We start from the raw sequence: 17598 nt of genomic DNA on the forward strand, positions 1-17598 counted from the left end.
AAACAAAAAAGCACTTCCCATCAGGCTGGGAAAGTGCTCTTATACGAAAAATTAGATTTAGGAAAGATCCATTTTTTTCTTTTTGTTTCTTGGCGGACGGCTGTTTTTATTGGAGCCGTGGCCCTGCGGGCGCTTTTGCTTATATTTCGAGGAAGGCTTGCCCTGGCCTTTGGAACCCTTATTACGAAGCGGTGCTTCCGAAGTAAGTTTTACCGGCTCTTCTTTCAGCTCGCGTGAGTTCATTTTCAGCGCTGCTGCTACGATTTCTTTTGCCTCGTATTCGTTAAGCAGTTCTTCTGCTGTACGCTCCCAGTACTCATTATCATCGTCCTGCATTGATCCGACCAGTTTCTGTACAGCCTGTTGGGCACGCCCTTCAACTGCATCATTTCTCGTCGGCTTAGGCGCTTTTTTCAACTTAGCCTGTACGGTTTTTTCAATAAGACGCAGGTGCGTCATTTCTCTCGACGGTACGAAGCTGTAAGCTACGCCTTCGTTTCCTGCTCTTCCTGTACGTCCGATCCGGTGCACATAGCTTTCCGGGTCCTGTGGAAGATCAAAGTTGTAGACGTGTGTAACGCCGCTCACATCAATGCCGCGGGCAGCTACGTCTGTCGCGATCAACAGCTCAATCGTGCCTTTTTTAAATTTCTGAAGCACTTTGTCTCTTTGAGCCTGCTTCATGTCGCCATGAATGCCTTCTGCTGCATAACCGCGTCTTGATAAAGCTTCAGCGAGTTCATCCACGCGGCGCTTCGTACGTCCGAAGACAATCGCAAGCTCCGGCGGGGTATAATCGAGCATATTACAAAGAGTTTCGAACTTTTCCTGTTCGTTCACTTCAATATAATACTGATCGATTTTCGCCACTGTCATGCTTTTGTTTTTCACTTGAACCTGTTCAGGGTTAGTCATGAATTTATCTGCTACGCGCTTCAGCTTTGGAGGCATTGTAGCCGAGAATAAAAGCATCTGTCTAGGCTCTGGGATATCCTTTAGGATTTCTTCAATGTCATCCACAAATCCCATACTGAGCATTTCGTCAGCTTCATCAAGCACAACCGTATTCATTTTTCCGAGATCAATCGTTTTTCTGCGCACATGATCCATTAAACGGCCCGGTGTTGCTACAATAATTTGCGGTTTTCTTTTCAGCGCTTTGATCTGACGCTGAATATCCTGGCCGCCGTAAACGGCTACTGCTGTAACACGTTTGTGCTTTCCTAGGCGGTTTAATTCTTCGGATACCTGCACAGCAAGCTCTCTTGTAGGTGCAAGTACAATTCCCTGCGGAGCATTAGCTGTTTGATCGGCTGCTTCAAGAAGCGGGATGCCGAAAGCTGCAGTTTTTCCTGTACCAGTCTGTGCCTGGCCAATAATATCTGTTCCGTTCTTCGCTTTTGGAATAACTTCCGATTGTATGGGTGTTGCTTCTTCAAATCCCATCTCTTCAATAGCTTGAAGAATAGGTGATTCCAATCTTAGTTCTGAAAATAAAGTCAAGTATATATTCCCCTTTTATGCTTATTCGATCATTTCGTATGAACTAATTAATATTACCATATTCATGAAAAAAAATCTATCTAATTTTCATTTTTCACAGCAATTAACTATAAATTCACACTGGTTATTTAATTGTAATGAAAATGTAACATAAACTACATTGAACAGTTTATGTAAATGACGATATAATTAAATTACAAAATTTTCATTTAATTACGCGTATAATTATGTAAGGAGGACGGGCAAATGGCTGTGGGGAACAAATTTGCATATTTTGTTGACCGTTCCGGAAGACAAGTCACGGTGGGAACACTTAAAGATATCGAACAAATGGACTTAGGCCGTGGGCAGATTTATTATTGCGATTCTGAACAGGAGCTCCTCCAGGGCGTTAAAGAGTACTACCATAAAGAGTGTATCATCACCCTCCGTTCTCCAATGAATGATTTTAAAGAAAACCTTTCACGTTAATCTCTGCCCTGCTTTCTCTGAAAGCAGCGGTATACATATAAAGAGGGCCCGTTTTTTGCGGGCCCTCTTTACGTCTTTACTTAACTTCGGATTGAACTTTTACTTCAATGTTGTTTCGTGTAGCTTTGGAATAAGGGCAGTACTGGTGAGCAAGATCCACTAATTCGTCTGCTTCCTCTTTTGATACACCGCTAATTTCTACTGTAAGTTCAGCAGCCAACTGGAACATACCATCGGAGTCGTCCTTCTGCAGACTTACAGCTGCAGTTGTCTTAGAAGAAACATCTTTATTTTTCTTGCTTGCCTGAAGGTTCAGCATGCCGTCAAAGCAGGCAGCATAACCCGATGCAAAGAGCTGTTCCGGATTGGATCCTGATTTGGAAGAACCTGAGCCCGGCTGTTCCAGATTCACATCAATCATTCCATCTTCAGAACGGACATGTCCTTCACGGCCACCTTCTACAGTAGCTTTCGAAGTAAATATTGTTTCTGCCATACATAACTCCTCCATTCAACTTAATAACGATTGATTCCAATAGTACCTATACACTTTTAATCTATTTTTTAAACATCCAGCGTTCCAAAGTAATTTATACGATCACTTTTCACATAAGCTGAAGAAATAGTAAATACGGCAGTTGCCCATGGCAGGAAGCTGTTATAGAATCATTGAAGATTAAGTAAAAATAACTGTCAGAAGGCTTTCCATTTCGAATAACAAATCCACAATAAAGGAGTCGGCGAAATCATGAATCAGGACTTCCCATTAAAAACCCCTACTAATTCTTTACTGCTCACAGCAGTTGACCATACCCGTGTTGGAGTTATCATTACTGATCCAGCTATAGAAGACAACCCTATTATCTATACAAACAGTGGTTTCTGCAATTTAACCGGTTATTCCGCCGGAGAAATTCTTGGAAGCAACTGCCGTTTTCTTCAGGGGCCGGAAAGCGACATTCATACTATTGAGCGTATGAGACAAGCCCTGAAAACATACGAACCCATTTCCATCGAAATTATTAACTACCGGAAAGATGGCACTAAATTTTGGAACGAACTCCACATTGACCCCGTTTATGAACCGGAAGAGGATAAATATTACTTTATCGGAGTACAAAAAGATATTACGAAACAAAAGAATGCAGAAAAAGATGCTTCAGAGTATTTCAATGAAATTAACCTTCTTTCTACCCCCATCGTTCCAATCATTAACAGCGTTTACGCCATGCCACTAATCGGCAACGTTGACGAGCAGCGGCTGAAGATTATTTTTACCAATATTACTGACGTGATTCACAACTCCAAAGTAGAAACACTCATCGTCGACCTTTCCGGCCTTTCTACATTAAATGATGATATTATGAAAGGGATCTTCACTTTAAATGATCTTCTAAAATTGCTTGGCACTGAACTGATTGTCACCGGTATTTCACCAAGTCTTGCGGTACGATCCAAAGATATGGACTTCGATTTCTCCACTTTCCAGACCTTCGGCACAGTAAAGGATGCTATTCGTTTCAAACAGCGGAACAGCTGATATTAATATCATTAAAATTGATTCGCAAAATGTATTGCTATTGTTTGGAGCGCATGATACGATGAATGTACTATTTTGATCCGTTAGTCAGAACAAGGTTAGGGTTTTAGCTTCTGAACTTGGTACTATGCGGTTTGCAAGATAAGTAACATTTGTGCCATGAGGCACGCAGGAGGATTATTTTTATGGAACAAGGTACAGTTAAGTGGTTTAACGCAGAAAAAGGTTTTGGCTTCATCGAACGCGAAGGTGCAGACGATGTTTTCGTTCACTTCTCCGCTATCCAGGAAGAAGGCTTTAAAACCTTAGAAGAAGGACAAACGGTAGAATTCGAAATAGTAGAAGGCGACCGCGGCCCACAAGCTGCAAATGTCACTAAAAACTAATTAAACCATACAAAGCCGCTCTCTCTCGGGAGAATGGCTTTTTCTTTTCAAAAAAATTACCCATTCTTTAATATTTAAATATTAAAGTCTGTTGCTATAATTTGGGTGACATGATACAATGAAATTACTATTTTGATCCGTTAGTTTGAACAAGGTTAGGGTTTTAGCTTCTGAACTTGGAACTACGCGGTTTGCAAGATAAGTATTATTTGTGCCACAGGGCACGCAGGAGGATTATTTTTATGGAACAAGGTACAGTTAAGTGGTTTAACGCAGAAAAAGGTTTTGGCTTCATCGAACGCGAAGGTGCAGACGATGTTTTCGTTCACTTCTCCGCTATCCAGGAAGAAGGCTTTAAAACCTTAGAAGAAGGACAAACGGTAGAATTCGAAATAGTAGAAGGCGACCGTGGCCCACAAGCTGCGAACGTTACTAAAAACTAATTAAGCCATATATGAACCTCTCTCCTTTTTGGAGGGAGGTTTTTTCTTGTTGATTCCAACATGCGGATACATAAAAAGGAATACCCGAAAGCCGGGTATTCCTGCTGCATGGTGCTCTTTTTAAGCGTTAGCGGCGTCTAAACGTTTCAAGAAATGCATGTACAATCTCTACTGATTGAAAAGCAAAAATACTGAGTGCCGAAAGGGATAAGAGCCCCATTATGACAAAGCGCATATTCTGAACCAGATGCAAAGCCCACATGATTATCCCTCCTTTGATATATATCTATCATACTCCCCTGTCACATGTTTGCAACAATTTTATGTTATTTTCTAACATATCTTCTGCCTTACTGTGGTTCAATGAATCTCCATTGTTTTAATGGCTGGTTTTAATTAAAAGGAAACCATTTTTTCACTTTATTCTTCCAATACCTTACGGAAATATATTCAAACACATAGGTTAAAATTAAGCCATATAAAATGACCCCAAATAAACTCAGCACTACCATTGTCCCCTGACCGACTGCAGTAACCGGCTCAATGTTAGAGCGCCCAAACATAACTAGCGCCATAAGCACGCTCAAAGCAGAGGTCCACAATGAATCTGCAGGAGGTTCAATGCCCCAAACCCAGAGCACAAAACAAACGTACAATATTAAAATACCGCCCCAAACGTAATATTGCCGTTGGCGGCTTAAATAACGAATAAGCGGCATCGTATAAAATTTGGTGATCGTCTTGAGGCGGAAAAGGTGAATAATTCGTGCCAGGCGTGCGAATTGAAAAATCGCATCTGCCGGTATAATTGCTATTAATAAAAAAGGGTGGGATTTTACAAATTCCCATTTCTTTTCTGCACGAAAAAAACGGAAAGCATAATCAAGCGTAAATAACGCCCAGGTAGTCCAAATAATATAACCGGATACTTCTGTCTCGTACCAGATCGTCCCTACAGAGAGAATGGCAAGTATAACCATAATCGCCTCGTATAATCGCTGTCCGAACCCCTGGTCTTTTTTTTCGCTCATTATCGACGACTCACTTTCCTGCCCGTTATCTTCTCAGCTTTATTTAATCGTACTATTCTATGAAAAAAACAGCAAATTTTCTATTGCACAATTCGCTGTTACTGGTTATAATAGAATTTGTCTTGCGGATGTGGCGGAACTGGCAGACGCGCACGGTTCAGGTCCGTGTGAGCTTACGCTCTTGGAGGTTCGAATCCTCTCATCCGCACCATTTCTTATATAACGAACACACCAGGCTTTCCAGGCTGGTGTTTTTTTATGCTCTTTTTCACTTTATTTTAGCACGTCGCCCTCCTCAGAGCATCTTTTTGTTATTAGTGTAAGCAGTGGGCGAAGACGGGTATTGGAAATACAGCACTAATCAATAACTATATGTCAGGAGGATCAAGGTGAGCAGACAATTGGCAGAATGGCTTAAAGCCTCCAATTACAGTATTGTAATGACCGGTGCCGGAATGTCTACGGATAGTGGGCTCCCTGATTTCCGGTCTGCGTCAGGCCTTTGGAACAATTATGACCCAAAACAGCTTGCCACAGTTGAAGCACTCGAGCATCAAAACGAAGCATTCACAAAATTTTATCAATGGCGACTGCAGTCTCTGCTCGATGCATCACCTAATAAAGGGCATGAGATCTTAGCTCAATGGGAACAACAAGACCTCCTCCAGCACGTAATCACCCAAAACGTAGACGGCTTTCATCAAGCCGCCGGCCAGCAGCACGTTTCTGCTTTGCATGGCAGTCTGCGGGAAATTAATTGCCATATTTGCGGTCGGCAGGCATCGCAGGAGGATTTTTTAAACGGGTCTTCCCATTGCCCAAATTGTGGTGGCAAACTCAGACCGGGTATTGTCCTATTTGGTGAAATGCTTCCGGAGCAGGCTATCCAGCAGGCTCAGGAGGCAACCGCAGCCTGTGATTTATTTATCGTTCTCGGCTCAAGCCTGCAGGTAGCCCCTGCTTCCCTGTTTCCAATGGAAGCAAAAGAAAGCGGAGCCAGGCTTGTTATTGTAAACCAGGAAGAAACAGAACTCGATTCATGGGCGGATTTAACATTTCCCGGAGCTTCTATTCAAAACGTGCTCACCGACACAAACAGTCATTTATAGCTAAAAGGAGCTTCCAGAATCGACTGGAAGCTCCTTTTTACGAAACAGTATTCGTTTTCACTTCTAAATACTGTATTAATATATGCGCCAGTTTTTAGGCCGCCCGGGCATCTTGTGCTTCCGGATCAGGCTCTACTTTAAGCGGCACACCACTATCTCCCCCCCTTGCTTGCGACACGGATCTCTCATTATGTCGAACGCCTCCCCGTATTTCGGCTACATGGAAGCGCACGATACAAACACCCCTGTCTGTAAACCTTCCAATAAGCTGTCTATATGTTAAAATAGTAAATGATAATCATTTTCAATATAGGAGGCATTTCTTATGACTGATATAGCCAGCACTCCACTCGCCCAGACAATCCAATCCCGTCGAAGTATTAAGAAATTTACAGACCAGGCGGTAGATAAACAAACTATCCTTGAACTGCTTGAAATATCCAAATGGGCGCCCGATCATGGCGTGCGTGAGCCGTGGCGCTTTCTGCTGTTTCTTGGCAGCGGGACGGAAAAACTAGCAGAAGCTCTCGCCGATTATCAGGAGCACGAAGGCTCGAAAAAACCCGAAAAAGTACGGGCCCAAATTTCTGAGCTTCCCGGCGCCCTGCTTGTCGTTAATCAGGCCGAGCCAAAAGTGAAAAAATGGGAAGAAGATTTTGGCGCAGCCTCTACCCTTATCCAAAACTTTCAGCTGTTAAGCTGGGAACAAAATATCGGCATGATTTGGAAAACTGGTGATTATATCTATTCAGACCGCTTCAAGCAATCGCTCGGCATCGATCCGGATGAAACTATTGTCGGCATGCTGCAGCTCGGCTATTTTGAAAAAATACCAAAAGCCAAACCGAGAACGCCCATTGAAGAAAAGATTAATATTTTTGAGTAAAACATTCATTTTTCATCAAAAAACCTCCCTGAACGCAGGAAGGTTTTTTTCGTATTAACAGAACGTATCCTTTGGCTTTGGTACAGAAAGACCGAACAACGGCCGTAAAAACAGAGCCAGAAATGTGCCGGCTAAGGCAAATACTGCCCATACATAGCCATGTACACTAAAGGAAGCAATGCCGCCAAAGTAAGCACCAATGTTACACCCGAAAGCAAGCCTCGCTCCGTACCCCATCAAAAGACCGCCGATAATGGAAGCAGAAGCATTGCCCATCGTCACTTTTGTAAACTTAAACAGTCCACCTGCGGCTGAAGCAATAAATGCGCCTAAAATAACACCAAAATTCAGTACAGTAGTGGAATCAGCAAAAATTGTAGTCTGCAGCGCCTGCGCGCTTTCCCCGCTCCAGTAATCCCAGCTCGAAGCGTTGATACCTACAGCTTCGGCAGCTTTGGAGCCCCAAAGTGCAAACGCCGAAGTAATGCCCCACGGCTGGCCGCGCGTAAGCAGGGTTAAAGCGTTTAATACAGCAAGTACTACTGCTGCAATCATCATAGGCCATGAACCACGGAAAATCCGTTTCCAGCCGCTAGCCGTCGGCAACGTAGCCATTGCCGGAGGATTTTTCTTTTTATCGATAATTAATGTTACTGCGATGACAGCAGCGAAAATGAGTAAAGATACTATCCAGGCCCCTGTGTATCCGAGACCGGTCGACGTAGCCAGCGATATTGAGCCAAAGGAAGGCGTATCATCTGTCCAGAACGAAAGATGATATGCCCCAACGGTGGAGCCGACGATGAAAAAGAGCAGCGTAATAAACATGTTCGTCCGGCCGCCTCCTACTGCATACAGCGTTCCCGAAGCGCAGCCCCCTCCAAGCTGCATCCCAATACCGAACATAAACGAGCCAACGACTACGCTCACGCCGACAGGACTGACGTAGCCGGACACGTCACCGCCAAAAAAGGTGGAGCCAAGAGCAAGAATCGGTGCAAACAAGGTTACCGCTGCTGCAAGCATCACCATATGGGCCCGCAGCGCCTGGCCATTACCTACAGACATTAAGCGGCGAAACGCCGAGGTAAATCCAAATCTGGCGTGAAAAAGTGTATATCCCAGAAGAAGGCCGATCGTAAGCAGAAGCGGCTGTACGATTGACTGGGTTAATGCAAGATATAACGTTAAAATAGCAAATACGATTAACCCCCCGGTAACCAGCTTATTCTGCGGTGCTCCCAGTTTCTTGGAAGCTTTTTCGGCAGTCTCCTGCTGGGACACGGGCTGTACTGTTACTGCCATTATAATCCCCCATTCCTATCTTTTTAGTCAGTTTTACGTTCTTTATCTTAAATATTTTTTTAAAGATAGTCAAAGATGTTGCTTTTCTCAATAAAAGCTACTATTATTAATAAGTCGAAACTTAAAGGTACTTAAAAAACTTGATCGTTTTAAGGTGGTGAGAATAATGGATGAGAAGAAAATATACATTCAGCAAACCGCGATGCAGCTTTTTTCCAGCCAGGGCTTCTTTCACACTTCAGTACAGGATATTGCTGAAGCATGCCGAATGTCTAAAGCTTCAATTTATAAAATATTTCATTCCAAGGAAGATATTCTCGCCCAAATTGTAAGAGATAATTTAAACCACATTATTCACCGTGCCAATTACGCTCGCAATGAGGAGTCCAAGCAGCCAAGGGATCAGCTTATCGCTAAGCTGTCGAGAGAAATCGAAGGCCTCGTTGAGCACCGCGAATACGTCTGGATGCTTTATCAGTCTGCTTCCATTAACAAACAATCTGATAAAATTAAGGCCCTTTTAAAACAGGGGCAGCTCATTATGGTGAACTGGCATAAAGATACACTTCTTGAGACGTTTGGATCCGATATAGAGCCTTTCGTATGGGACCTTGCGATATGCATGCAGGGTATGAGCAAAGAAATGATCGCCTTTGCTGAAAAAGTTGACCGGTACCATTTTGATTTCGGACAGCTCGCTGAAGTATTAGTTACCAGTATTGAAAGTATTATCAAACACAAAACTTCCTCTACTTCTATGTTTTCGAGAGAAAATATGGAGCCATTTAACCTTCAGGGGCATTACGGAGAGATTGACCAGGTGGAGCTCTGGGACCGGACCATCCAGCAGGTACGGGCCTTTATCAATTACCGCTTCCCTTCCTATGAAAAAAAGCAGTGGGTCGAAGCAGTAGACCGTTTAAATCAGGAGTTCTACGAGTCTGAGCCTGAAATGATTGTTATGGAGTCCCTGTTTTGTTTTCTCGAGAAAAAGGAAGATCTACAAGTTAATATTAATATTCTGCGGGAGATTATTCAGTAACTTCAAGGCCCGGTATCGTTCATTTGTTTCGGTTTTCTTGCTATACCGGCTCTCAAAATCGCACAGTCAAGCTTCAAACCGTCAGCACAAAAAATCAGATGTTTGTTTTCTTTAAAACAAGTTTCTTGATTTTTCCTGTAGCTGGCGTTATTATATGCTGATGAAAACTAATAAGTACTTTAAAAACTAACTCGTTTTATAATAATTGATAATCGTGAAATGTATTACATCGAAGGAGGGCTTTTCATGCCTGAAGAAGCAGCTACACAAATACCTGCGAAAACAAGAAATTTAATCATCGCGGTATTTCTTACCGGAGCGTTTATCGCTATTTTAAACCAGACCCTGCTTGCTGTGGCCATTCCGAGCATTATGGCTGATTTGAACGTGAGCGCCAATACAGCCCAGTGGGTAACGACCGTTTTTATGCTCGTTAACGGGATTATGATTCCGATTACCGCCTTTCTTATTGAAAAATTCACCACACGGGGACTGTTTTTATTTGCTATGTGTTCCTTTGCACTTGGGACACTGTTTGCAGCCTTGTCTCCAACTTTTGGACTGCTCATGGCCGGCCGGGTTATTCAGGGCGTTGGCGCCGGTATAATGATTCCATTAATGCAGACGTCCATTATGACCATGTTTCCTATTTCCCAACGCGGTCAGGCCATGGGCCTCGCCGGACTAGCTATCGCTTTTGCTCCAGCATTTGGTCCTACCCTTTCCGGCTGGGTTGTGGATTCGTATTCCTGGAATACGTTATTTTACATTATTCTCCCGATCGCTATTGTAGACATTATTTTAGCTTACTTTTTGCTGAAAAATGTAACCGAGCTTAAACATCCAAAGCTCGACTTATTATCTATTATGCTGTCAACAGCCGGATTCGGAGGCTTATTGTATGGATTCAGCGCTGCCGGAAACAGCGGCTGGGGAAGCTCCACTGTATTAACTACCCTTGCCGTAGGCGCTGTTGCCCTGTTCCTGTTTATATGGAGACAGCTTCATGTGGAAAGACCAATACTCGAGTTCCGGGTCTTAAAAAATCCTATCTTTACGTTGACTGTCGTTGTTGCCATGGCCTGTTTTGTTTCTATGGTTGGCTCCCAGACCCTTATTCCGCTTTATGTTCAAAACGCACGTGGCTTTTCCGCCCTGGACTCCGGGCTGATGCTTTTACCGGGCGCTCTTTTAATGGGAATGATGAGCCCTATTACCGGAAGAATTTTCGACAAAGTCGGTGGAAGGGGTCTCGCGATTACCGGGCTTTCTCTGTTAACGGTCGGCACCATTCCTTATATGTTTTTAACAGAAAACTCCTCTATCGCCTTTTTAACAGCTATGTTTGCGCTCCGTATGTTAGGTGTCGCCATGGTTATGATGCCAATGACGACTGCCGGACTAAACCAGCTTCCTAATTCATTAATTGCTCACGGAACGGCGATGACGAATACGCTTCGTCAGGTAGCAGGCTCGATTGGCACAGCTGTTCTGATTACCGTCATGTCGCAGAGCGCTTCAGGAGCGGCACAGGCGGGAGAAGTGTCAAGTCAGACCGAAGCCTTGATCCACGGTATCAATGTGGCTTTCTTTGTAGCTTTAATCGCTGCTATTGTAGGTCTGGTGCTTTCATTCTTTCTTAAAAACACCAGACCGGATACAATGGAAAAACGCGATATACGCGGAAGCAAAAGCAGCACGAGGGAAAGCAAAGCGTAAGATCGTTATTTTCAGCAAAAGCACTCTCAGCCTTGCCTGGGGGTGCTTTTTACTTTATTAACCGTGAAAATATTCTGTGAAATACCTTGACACTTTAACGCAGAAAAAGATATAGTTTGGCTACATGAATACCTCTAACGAAAAGATTAGGAGGTCATTCGATAACTACTGGAAGGGAGTAAATAATTTAATGACGACATGGACCAGCAGCAACCTGGGCTACCCACGGTTAGGTGAAAAACGCGAATGGAAAAAAGCATTGGAATCCTACTGGAAAGGAAAGCTTGACGAGGGTTCTTTTCAACAACAAATCCGAGAACTCCGATTGGAATTCTTGAAAAAGCAAAAGAAACGCGGCGTAGACTCCATCCCTGTCGGCGATTTCTCTTTGTACGATCACGTGCTCGATACGTCCGTGATGTTTGGGCTTGTGCCAGAGCGCTTTGACGCTTCCGAAGGCTACTCCTCCCTATCTACATATTTCGCTGTAGCCCGGGGCACGAAGGCATCGCCGGCGAGCGAAATGACAAAATGGTTTAATACCAACTATCACTACATCGTGCCGGAGCTTCAAAACGCAAAGCCCCGACTGGTAGATAACTATCCACTAAAAGCCTATCAGGAAGCGGTAGCTGAATTAGGTATTGAAGGGCGTCCATACCTAATCGGCCCATATACTTTCCTGAAGCTTTCCAAAGGCTACGAAGAGCATCAGTTTGAACAGCTGTTCAACGATCTTCTGCCATTGTATCAAAAGGTGCTCCAACAGCTGCAGGATGCAGGAGCAAAAAGTGTTCAAATTGATGAACCGGCTTTTGTACAGTCCTTTCCGGAAACAGATATTCCGTTAATCCGGAAGGCGTATGAATTATTCAACCGCGACGTACCTGAACTGGATCTGTTTGTGCAAACGTATTTCGACAGCGTTTCTCATTATAAAGACATTATCTCTCTTCCAATTGCAGGGCTCGGTCTTGACTTTGTTCATGGCAGGGATGGCAACTGGGCGAATGTGCAAAACCACGGCTTCCCTTCAGACAAAATACTGGGTGCGGGTGTTATTGACGGACGCAACATCTGGAAAGCAGACGTTGATGCCACTGTCGCTTTTGCCAAAAATATTCAGGCAGAAACAGGTAGTGAAAATATTGAAATTCAGCCGTCCTGCAGCCTTCTGCATACACCGGTTACAACCAAACACGAAACGCAGCTTGATCCGCTTTTGCTTGATGCACTTTCTTTTGCTGACCAAAAGCTTGAAGAAATCGACCTCATAACACGCACACTAAATGGAGAGGACACGAAGGCAGAGCTCGAGCAAAACTCTGCCCAGCTTGATCGTGTTAAAAACGCTCCGTGGCGAGAGGAAGCGGCCGGTAACGCTGCAGCAGACATTCCTTCCTCCCGCCCGCTTTCGTTCGAGAAAAGAAGTCCACTTCAGCAGGAAAAGTTTCAGCTGCCAAAGCTTCCGACCACGACAATCGGAAGCTTCCCGCAGACACGTGAAGTCCGCGTGGAACGCCGGCGGGTGAGGAAAGGTGAAATTTCCGCAGAAGAATATGAAACGTACATTCAAAATAAAATGCAGGAATGGGTCGATATCCAGGAAGAAATCGGACTCGATGTTCTCGTGCACGGAGAGTTTGAACGCACCGATATGGTAGAATTCTTCGGAGAAAAACTGGGCGGATTTGCATTCACTTCCAACGGCTGGGTGCAGTCCTACGGTTCCCGCTGCGTCAAACCACCGGTTATTTACGGAAATGTGGAGTTCAAAGAGCCGATGACCGTAAAGGAAACCAAATATGCACAGACGCTAACCGAAAAACCGATGAAAGGAATGCTTACCGGTCCGGTAACAATTTTGAACTGGAGCTTTGAACGTAATGACATTCCGAAAAAAGAAGTAGCCTTCCAGATCGCCCGGGCACTTAACGATGAAGTGCTTGCGCTCGAAAACGAAGGTATTGAGATGATCCAGGTGGACGAGCCCGCCATTCGTGAAGGCCTGCCTCTAAAGAGAGCAGAATGGGATGAATACCTGGAATGGACCGTCCACGCCTTCCGCCTTTCCACTTCTTCTGTTAAAGATACTACCCAGATTCACACGCACATGTGCTACAGTGAATTTCAGGATATGATTGAATCGATTCGCGCGCTGGACGCCGACGTTATTTCAATTGAGACCTCCCGAAGCCACGGGGAGCTTATTGAAACGTTTGAAACAGCTGTTTATGACAAAGGCATCGGCCTTGGCGTCTATGATATTCACAGCCCGCGTGTCCCAGATGTTCAAGAAATGACTCAAATGATCGACCGGGCCCTGCGCGTGCTTCCGAGCAACCTGTTCTGGGTTAACCCAGACTGCGGACTCAAAACACGTGACGTGCCGGAAACGATTGAAGCCCTTAAAAATATGGTCCGGGCTGCGGAAGAAGCCAGAAAAAACTTAGAGCAGCACGCATAATTAACACTACGAAATAAGGCCCGGCCTTCCGGGCCTTATTTTCGTACGGAAAGGATATCTCATTTATGACTGTTACTACTGCATTTTTAAATAAACGATCCGATTACAAAAAAGCATATGAAGTTATCAAATCCCTGCGCCCTTCTCTCAGCTGGGAAGCCTTCAACGATTACCTCTCCCGTCACCCCTCCTACCAGCTGATTGCTTTAAAAGAAGAAGGGGTGGTTGTCTCAGTAGCCGGAATTGAGCTTTTGGAAAGCCTCGCCTGGGGTAAACACGCATGGGTTCATGAGCTTGTGACTTCAGAGAGTGCGAGATCCAAAGGTCATGGCGAAACTCTGCTCCGTGCCGTTCATCAGCATGCAGAAAAACACGGATACACAGAAGTGATTCTAGCCTCCGGCCTGCAGCGCACTGACGCCCATCGTTTTTATGAACGGCTTGATTATCAAGCATCGAGCTACGTTTTCCGTCACACTTTATAGCGCAAAAGAGAAACTCTGCCCCGTAAAAGGCAAAGTTTCTTTTTATCGCTGCTGCTTTTGTTTTTTCTTTGGATTCTTTTCTTCCGAATTGAAGCTGATCAATGCTGGTATTAACAACGGCAGTACAATCAGTCCAAAAAGCAGAAGTCCGGTAATGACGACCGTAGCTACTTCCAGAAGCGTAAGCACTCCTGACGGAAGCATTGCTGCAAACGTTCCTGACAAAATGATCGCTGCTGTAATAATTACCGTCCCCATTTTAATCATCGCCGTCTGCATGCCTGTACGCACGCCGGCTTTTGCTTCTTCATTATACCTGCTTAACAGGAAGATGGAATAATCCACCCCGAGTGCTACAAGCATAACAAATCCGAAGAATGGTACCGGCCAGGCGATACCCGGATATCCAAGCCCGTTTACAAAAATCAATTCTGTCACAGCCATTGCTGTAAAATACGCGAGTACAAGCCCGCCGATAATGTACAGCGGCTGGATAATATTACGGAGCAGAATAATCAGTATCGCAAAAATGCCGATAAGAACGATTAATACGGTCCGGTCAAAATCACTGGAGCTGACCGACTGCAGATCGCTGTTCACGCTCGGTACGCCTCCGTATTCGATCGTCGTGTCTTCAAGCGGCGTGCCCTGCGTGTTCATTTCTACAACCTCTTTAACTTCTTCTGCACTTTGGATTGCTTTTTTGGAATAAGGGTCTGCGTTCAATCCAACTTCAATGGTCATGCCATTTTCATTGTCGAATACATAATTGGATGCGCCGTCCTGGAAATCTTCATTCTCAATGGTATCCTCAGGAAGGTAGACGCCGGTGCCTTCAACATAATTTGCTTCAGACACGTCTCCGGTAAAGGTTTCCGCGCTTTCGAGGCCGTCACTGATTTCAGTCAGCCCATCGCGGGAATCGGCCACTCCGTTTTCAAGTTCACCGAGCGTTTCAGAGAGCTGTGCCAGCTCTTCTGTCTGCTGATCAAGCTCCTGCTGCCCTTCTTCGAGACCGCTTTGAATTTCTGTAATCTGCTGACTGATCCCGGTCAGCTGTTCCGAAGCTGCTGCTGCTTCCTGCGGGGAAGAAGCATTTGCCAGCTGAGAGCTTACCTGCTCGAGCGCCGTGTTAACCTCTCCGAGACCGTCAGCGGCTTCCTGCAGAGAGGAGTTTTCCGTGTCACTGTTTCCAAGCTGATCCTGAATGGAGCCCAGACCATCTTCGACCTCCTGCAGTCCGCTTTCGGTTTCTTCAATCCCGTCACGGGCATCACTAATACCCGTGCTTACATCTTCGAGCTGATTGTTTATATAAAAATCGTCAATAACGTCTCCGGCAGGCCGCGTAGCGCTGCGTACCGCCTCTACTTCATCTAAATTGGCAACAGAGCGGCTCAAGTCCTCTACATGCGCCAGTGTACCCGGCTCCATAACCGATTCATCTGATTCAATGACAATCTGCATTGGAAGTGCCTGCCCGGAGCCGAGACCTTCCTCAATTAGGTTAAGACCGGTAACTTCTTCCGTGTCCTGGTCTATTTCATCAATCGTATCGTAAGACCGCGAGTTATCGAATGTTAATAATAGCGGTACTGTGACGACAGCGACCAGGAGAATGGCAAGCAGCGGACGGAATACCGAAACACGGCTCAGCCATTTCCATATTTTACTGTCAGCATGGCCGTTATGAAGCTTCGATGGCCAAAACAAAGCCCTTTTTAATGTCAGCATAAAGAACGGCAGAATCGTCCAAAGAATGCCCGTTAATACGACAATGCCGACCGCCACCCCGACGCCGGACTGAAAGACGGAGAAGTTGGCGAAGCCTATCGCCGTAAAGCCGACAAGCACGGCGAGGGCACTGTAAACCATCGTTTTACCGGCTGTTTTGTACGTCCGTATGATCGCTTTTTTGTAATCAAGGCCTGCAGCCAGCTCCTCACGGTATCTGCTCAAAAGAAGTATACAGTAATCTGTACCGATCCCAAACAGCACTGCGACAAGGAAAATCTGAGTATAGTTTGACACCGGAAAATTAAACCAGTCTACTAAATAAGCGATAATCGACTGGCTGATCAGATACGTAAGGCCGACCGCCACAAGCGGCACGAAGGGAGTAATAACCGCACGGAAAACGACAAACAACAGTGCAAGAATTAACACTACGGTAATCACTTCCGTACGTTCCAGTCCTTCCTGGCTCGCTTCATTTACCTGCTGGTTTAAAAGCGATTCTCCAGTGACATACATTTCCAGGTCCGAAGCTTCGTTGAGATCCCGAATCTCTTCAGCGGCATTAACCGCCGTATCATTGTCTCCTTCTATGGAGACCGGAATGACGACGACATTTTCGTCAGAGGCAACAAGCTGTTCCTCTGTTTCTTCACTCTCAAATGGATTTGTAATCCCGGAAATCCCTTCAATGTTTTCATCTTCGATGGAAGTAATCAGCGATTGAATATTGTCCTGTTCCTCTTCATCCACCTGATCTTCTGTTTGAATTACCGCGCTGATGGTGTTACCGCCCTCACCGTTGTCATCGAGTATTTCCTGAGCCTGGGAGGACGTTTCTTCCTCCGGTATTTGCAGCGTCTCTTTGTCGGCTGCCAAATTGGATAGACTAGGAGAGACAACCGTAAGCACTACGGTAAAAATAAGTATTAATGAAGCTATCCACCAGCGAAACTGTAGTATTGTTTTCATCTTTGCTGTCCACCTTTTTGTAGTATGCTCCGTATTTTATGAAAAGTCTGGATAAACTGCTCCACTTCCTCTTCGTTTATGTCTTGAAGCAGATCGGACACATATTCATTTACAAGACGCGTATGCCGCTCATGAGATTTTTTTCCTTCATCAGTAATTTCTACGTACTTCACCCGCTGGTCCTCACTGCTGGGTACAAATTTCACATAGCCGTTGTTTTCCATTTTTTTCAGACGGTTGGACAATGCGCTCTTTCCGACAAGCATTCTGTTTTGTATTTCTGTCGACGTCATCGCTCCGTATTTCATTAAAAAATCAAGCAGTTCCACCTGCTCCGGAGAAATTTGATTTAATAAATTATCAGGTATTTCATTAGTTATACGATTTCTACCGAGAATCATTACCTCGGCAAACAGCTCCACCGCTTCTTCCATTTTTTGATCCTTCATTAGTACACCCCCTGAACTATATAGTAGTTTACCCCCTGAACTTTTATTCGTCAAGT

16 protein-coding genes and 1 tRNA gene are annotated in these 17598 nt (G+C 44.8%); 11 read left to right on the forward strand and 6 right to left on the reverse strand.

The window, feature by feature from the left end; genetic code table 11:
- Nucleotides 1–57: 57 nt before the first annotated feature.
- Complete coding sequence (cshA, locus tag ACTRXG_RS09915) at nt 58–1503, reverse strand: degradosome RNA helicase CshA (protein WP_474263666.1); 1446 nt, start codon at nt 1501–1503, stop codon at nt 58–60.
- A gap of 246 nt (nt 1504–1749) precedes the next feature.
- On the opposite strand from cshA, the gene ACTRXG_RS09920 reads away from it, so the two are divergent.
- Complete coding sequence (locus tag ACTRXG_RS09920; RefSeq protein ID WP_322526021.1) at nt 1750–1974, forward strand: hypothetical protein; 225 nt, start codon at nt 1750–1752, stop codon at nt 1972–1974.
- Between the two features lie 76 nt (nt 1975–2050).
- On the opposite strand, the gene ACTRXG_RS09925 is transcribed toward ACTRXG_RS09920, so the two are convergent.
- On the reverse strand, nt 2051–2470 hold the full coding sequence (locus ACTRXG_RS09925) for an organic hydroperoxide resistance protein (protein WP_474263670.1): 420 nt from the start codon (nt 2468–2470) through the stop codon (nt 2051–2053).
- A gap of 252 nt (nt 2471–2722) precedes the next feature.
- On the opposite strand from ACTRXG_RS09925, the gene ytvA reads away from it, so the two are divergent.
- The 3 genes from ytvA (at nt 2723) to ACTRXG_RS09940 (ending at nt 4343) form a co-directional block, all read left to right on the forward strand.
- Nucleotides 2723–3514, forward strand: a complete 792-nt coding sequence (gene ytvA / locus ACTRXG_RS09930) for a YtvA family blue-light photoreceptor (RefSeq protein ID WP_474263672.1) — start codon at nt 2723–2725, stop codon at nt 3512–3514.
- A 185-nt stretch (nt 3515–3699) separates the two neighbouring features.
- The gene (locus ACTRXG_RS09935; protein WP_027847408.1) at nt 3700–3900 is read left to right on the forward strand and encodes a cold-shock protein; all 201 of its coding nucleotides are present in this window, start codon (nt 3700–3702) and stop codon (nt 3898–3900) included.
- Between the two features lie 242 nt (nt 3901–4142).
- Nucleotides 4143–4343: a cold-shock protein gene (locus ACTRXG_RS09940; RefSeq protein ID WP_027847408.1), complete on the forward strand. Its 201-nt coding sequence runs from the start codon at nt 4143–4145 to the stop codon at nt 4341–4343.
- A gap of 392 nt (nt 4344–4735) precedes the next feature.
- On the opposite strand, the gene ACTRXG_RS09945 is transcribed toward ACTRXG_RS09940, so the two are convergent.
- Nucleotides 4736–5374 (reverse strand): hypothetical protein, encoded by a 639-nt coding sequence (locus tag ACTRXG_RS09945; protein ID WP_474263674.1) that lies wholly within the window; start codon nt 5372–5374, stop codon nt 4736–4738.
- Nucleotides 5375–5498: 124 nt separating this feature from the next.
- On the opposite strand from ACTRXG_RS09945, the gene ACTRXG_RS09950 reads away from it, so the two are divergent.
- The 3 genes from ACTRXG_RS09950 (at nt 5499) to ACTRXG_RS09960 (ending at nt 7369) form a co-directional block, all read left to right on the forward strand.
- Nucleotides 5499–5585: transfer RNA gene (locus ACTRXG_RS09950), tRNA-Leu, on the forward strand.
- A 178-nt stretch (nt 5586–5763) separates the two neighbouring features.
- Nucleotides 5764–6483 (forward strand): NAD-dependent deacylase, encoded by a 720-nt coding sequence (locus ACTRXG_RS09955; RefSeq protein WP_474263676.1) that lies wholly within the window; start codon nt 5764–5766, stop codon nt 6481–6483.
- 325 nt (nt 6484–6808) lie between these two features.
- Entirely contained in the window at nt 6809–7369 is a 561-nt protein-coding gene (locus tag ACTRXG_RS09960) for a nitroreductase family protein (RefSeq protein ID WP_474263678.1), read from the forward strand.
- A gap of 54 nt (nt 7370–7423) precedes the next feature.
- Here ACTRXG_RS09960 and ACTRXG_RS09965 read toward each other — a convergent pair whose 3' ends face one another.
- Nucleotides 7424–8674, reverse strand: a complete 1251-nt coding sequence (locus tag ACTRXG_RS09965) for a YeeE/YedE family protein (protein ID WP_474284810.1) — start codon at nt 8672–8674, stop codon at nt 7424–7426.
- Nucleotides 8675–8840: 166 nt separating this feature from the next.
- On the opposite strand from ACTRXG_RS09965, the gene ACTRXG_RS09970 reads away from it, so the two are divergent.
- The 4 genes from ACTRXG_RS09970 (at nt 8841) to ACTRXG_RS09985 (ending at nt 14387) form a co-directional block, all read left to right on the forward strand.
- Nucleotides 8841–9716 carry a TetR/AcrR family transcriptional regulator gene (locus ACTRXG_RS09970; protein WP_474263683.1) on the forward strand — a complete coding sequence of 292 codons (876 nt, stop codon included), beginning with the start codon at nt 8841–8843 and terminating at the stop codon, nt 9714–9716.
- Between the two features lie 246 nt (nt 9717–9962).
- Nucleotides 9963–11435, forward strand: a complete 1473-nt coding sequence (locus tag ACTRXG_RS09975; protein ID WP_474263685.1) for an MDR family MFS transporter — start codon at nt 9963–9965, stop codon at nt 11433–11435.
- A 190-nt stretch (nt 11436–11625) separates the two neighbouring features.
- Complete coding sequence (gene metE / locus ACTRXG_RS09980; RefSeq protein ID WP_474284811.1) at nt 11626–13902, forward strand: 5-methyltetrahydropteroyltriglutamate--homocysteine S-methyltransferase; 2277 nt, start codon at nt 11626–11628, stop codon at nt 13900–13902.
- A 65-nt stretch (nt 13903–13967) separates the two neighbouring features.
- A complete protein-coding gene (locus ACTRXG_RS09985; RefSeq protein WP_474284812.1) occupies nt 13968–14387 on the forward strand; it encodes a GNAT family N-acetyltransferase in 420 nt (139 codons plus the stop codon).
- Nucleotides 14388–14429: 42 nt separating this feature from the next.
- Here ACTRXG_RS09985 and ACTRXG_RS09990 read toward each other — a convergent pair whose 3' ends face one another.
- Nucleotides 14430–17093 (reverse strand): MMPL family transporter, encoded by a 2664-nt coding sequence (locus ACTRXG_RS09990; protein WP_474263691.1) that lies wholly within the window; start codon nt 17091–17093, stop codon nt 14430–14432.
- Nucleotides 17090–17542 (reverse strand): MarR family winged helix-turn-helix transcriptional regulator, encoded by a 453-nt coding sequence (locus ACTRXG_RS09995; protein WP_474263693.1) that lies wholly within the window; start codon nt 17540–17542, stop codon nt 17090–17092. The genes ACTRXG_RS09990 and ACTRXG_RS09995 overlap by 4 nt, the downstream gene beginning before the upstream one ends.
- Nucleotides 17543–17598: the final 56 nt, after the last annotated feature.

Source organism: Marinococcus sp. LNSP9103-4, assembly GCF_056034345.1.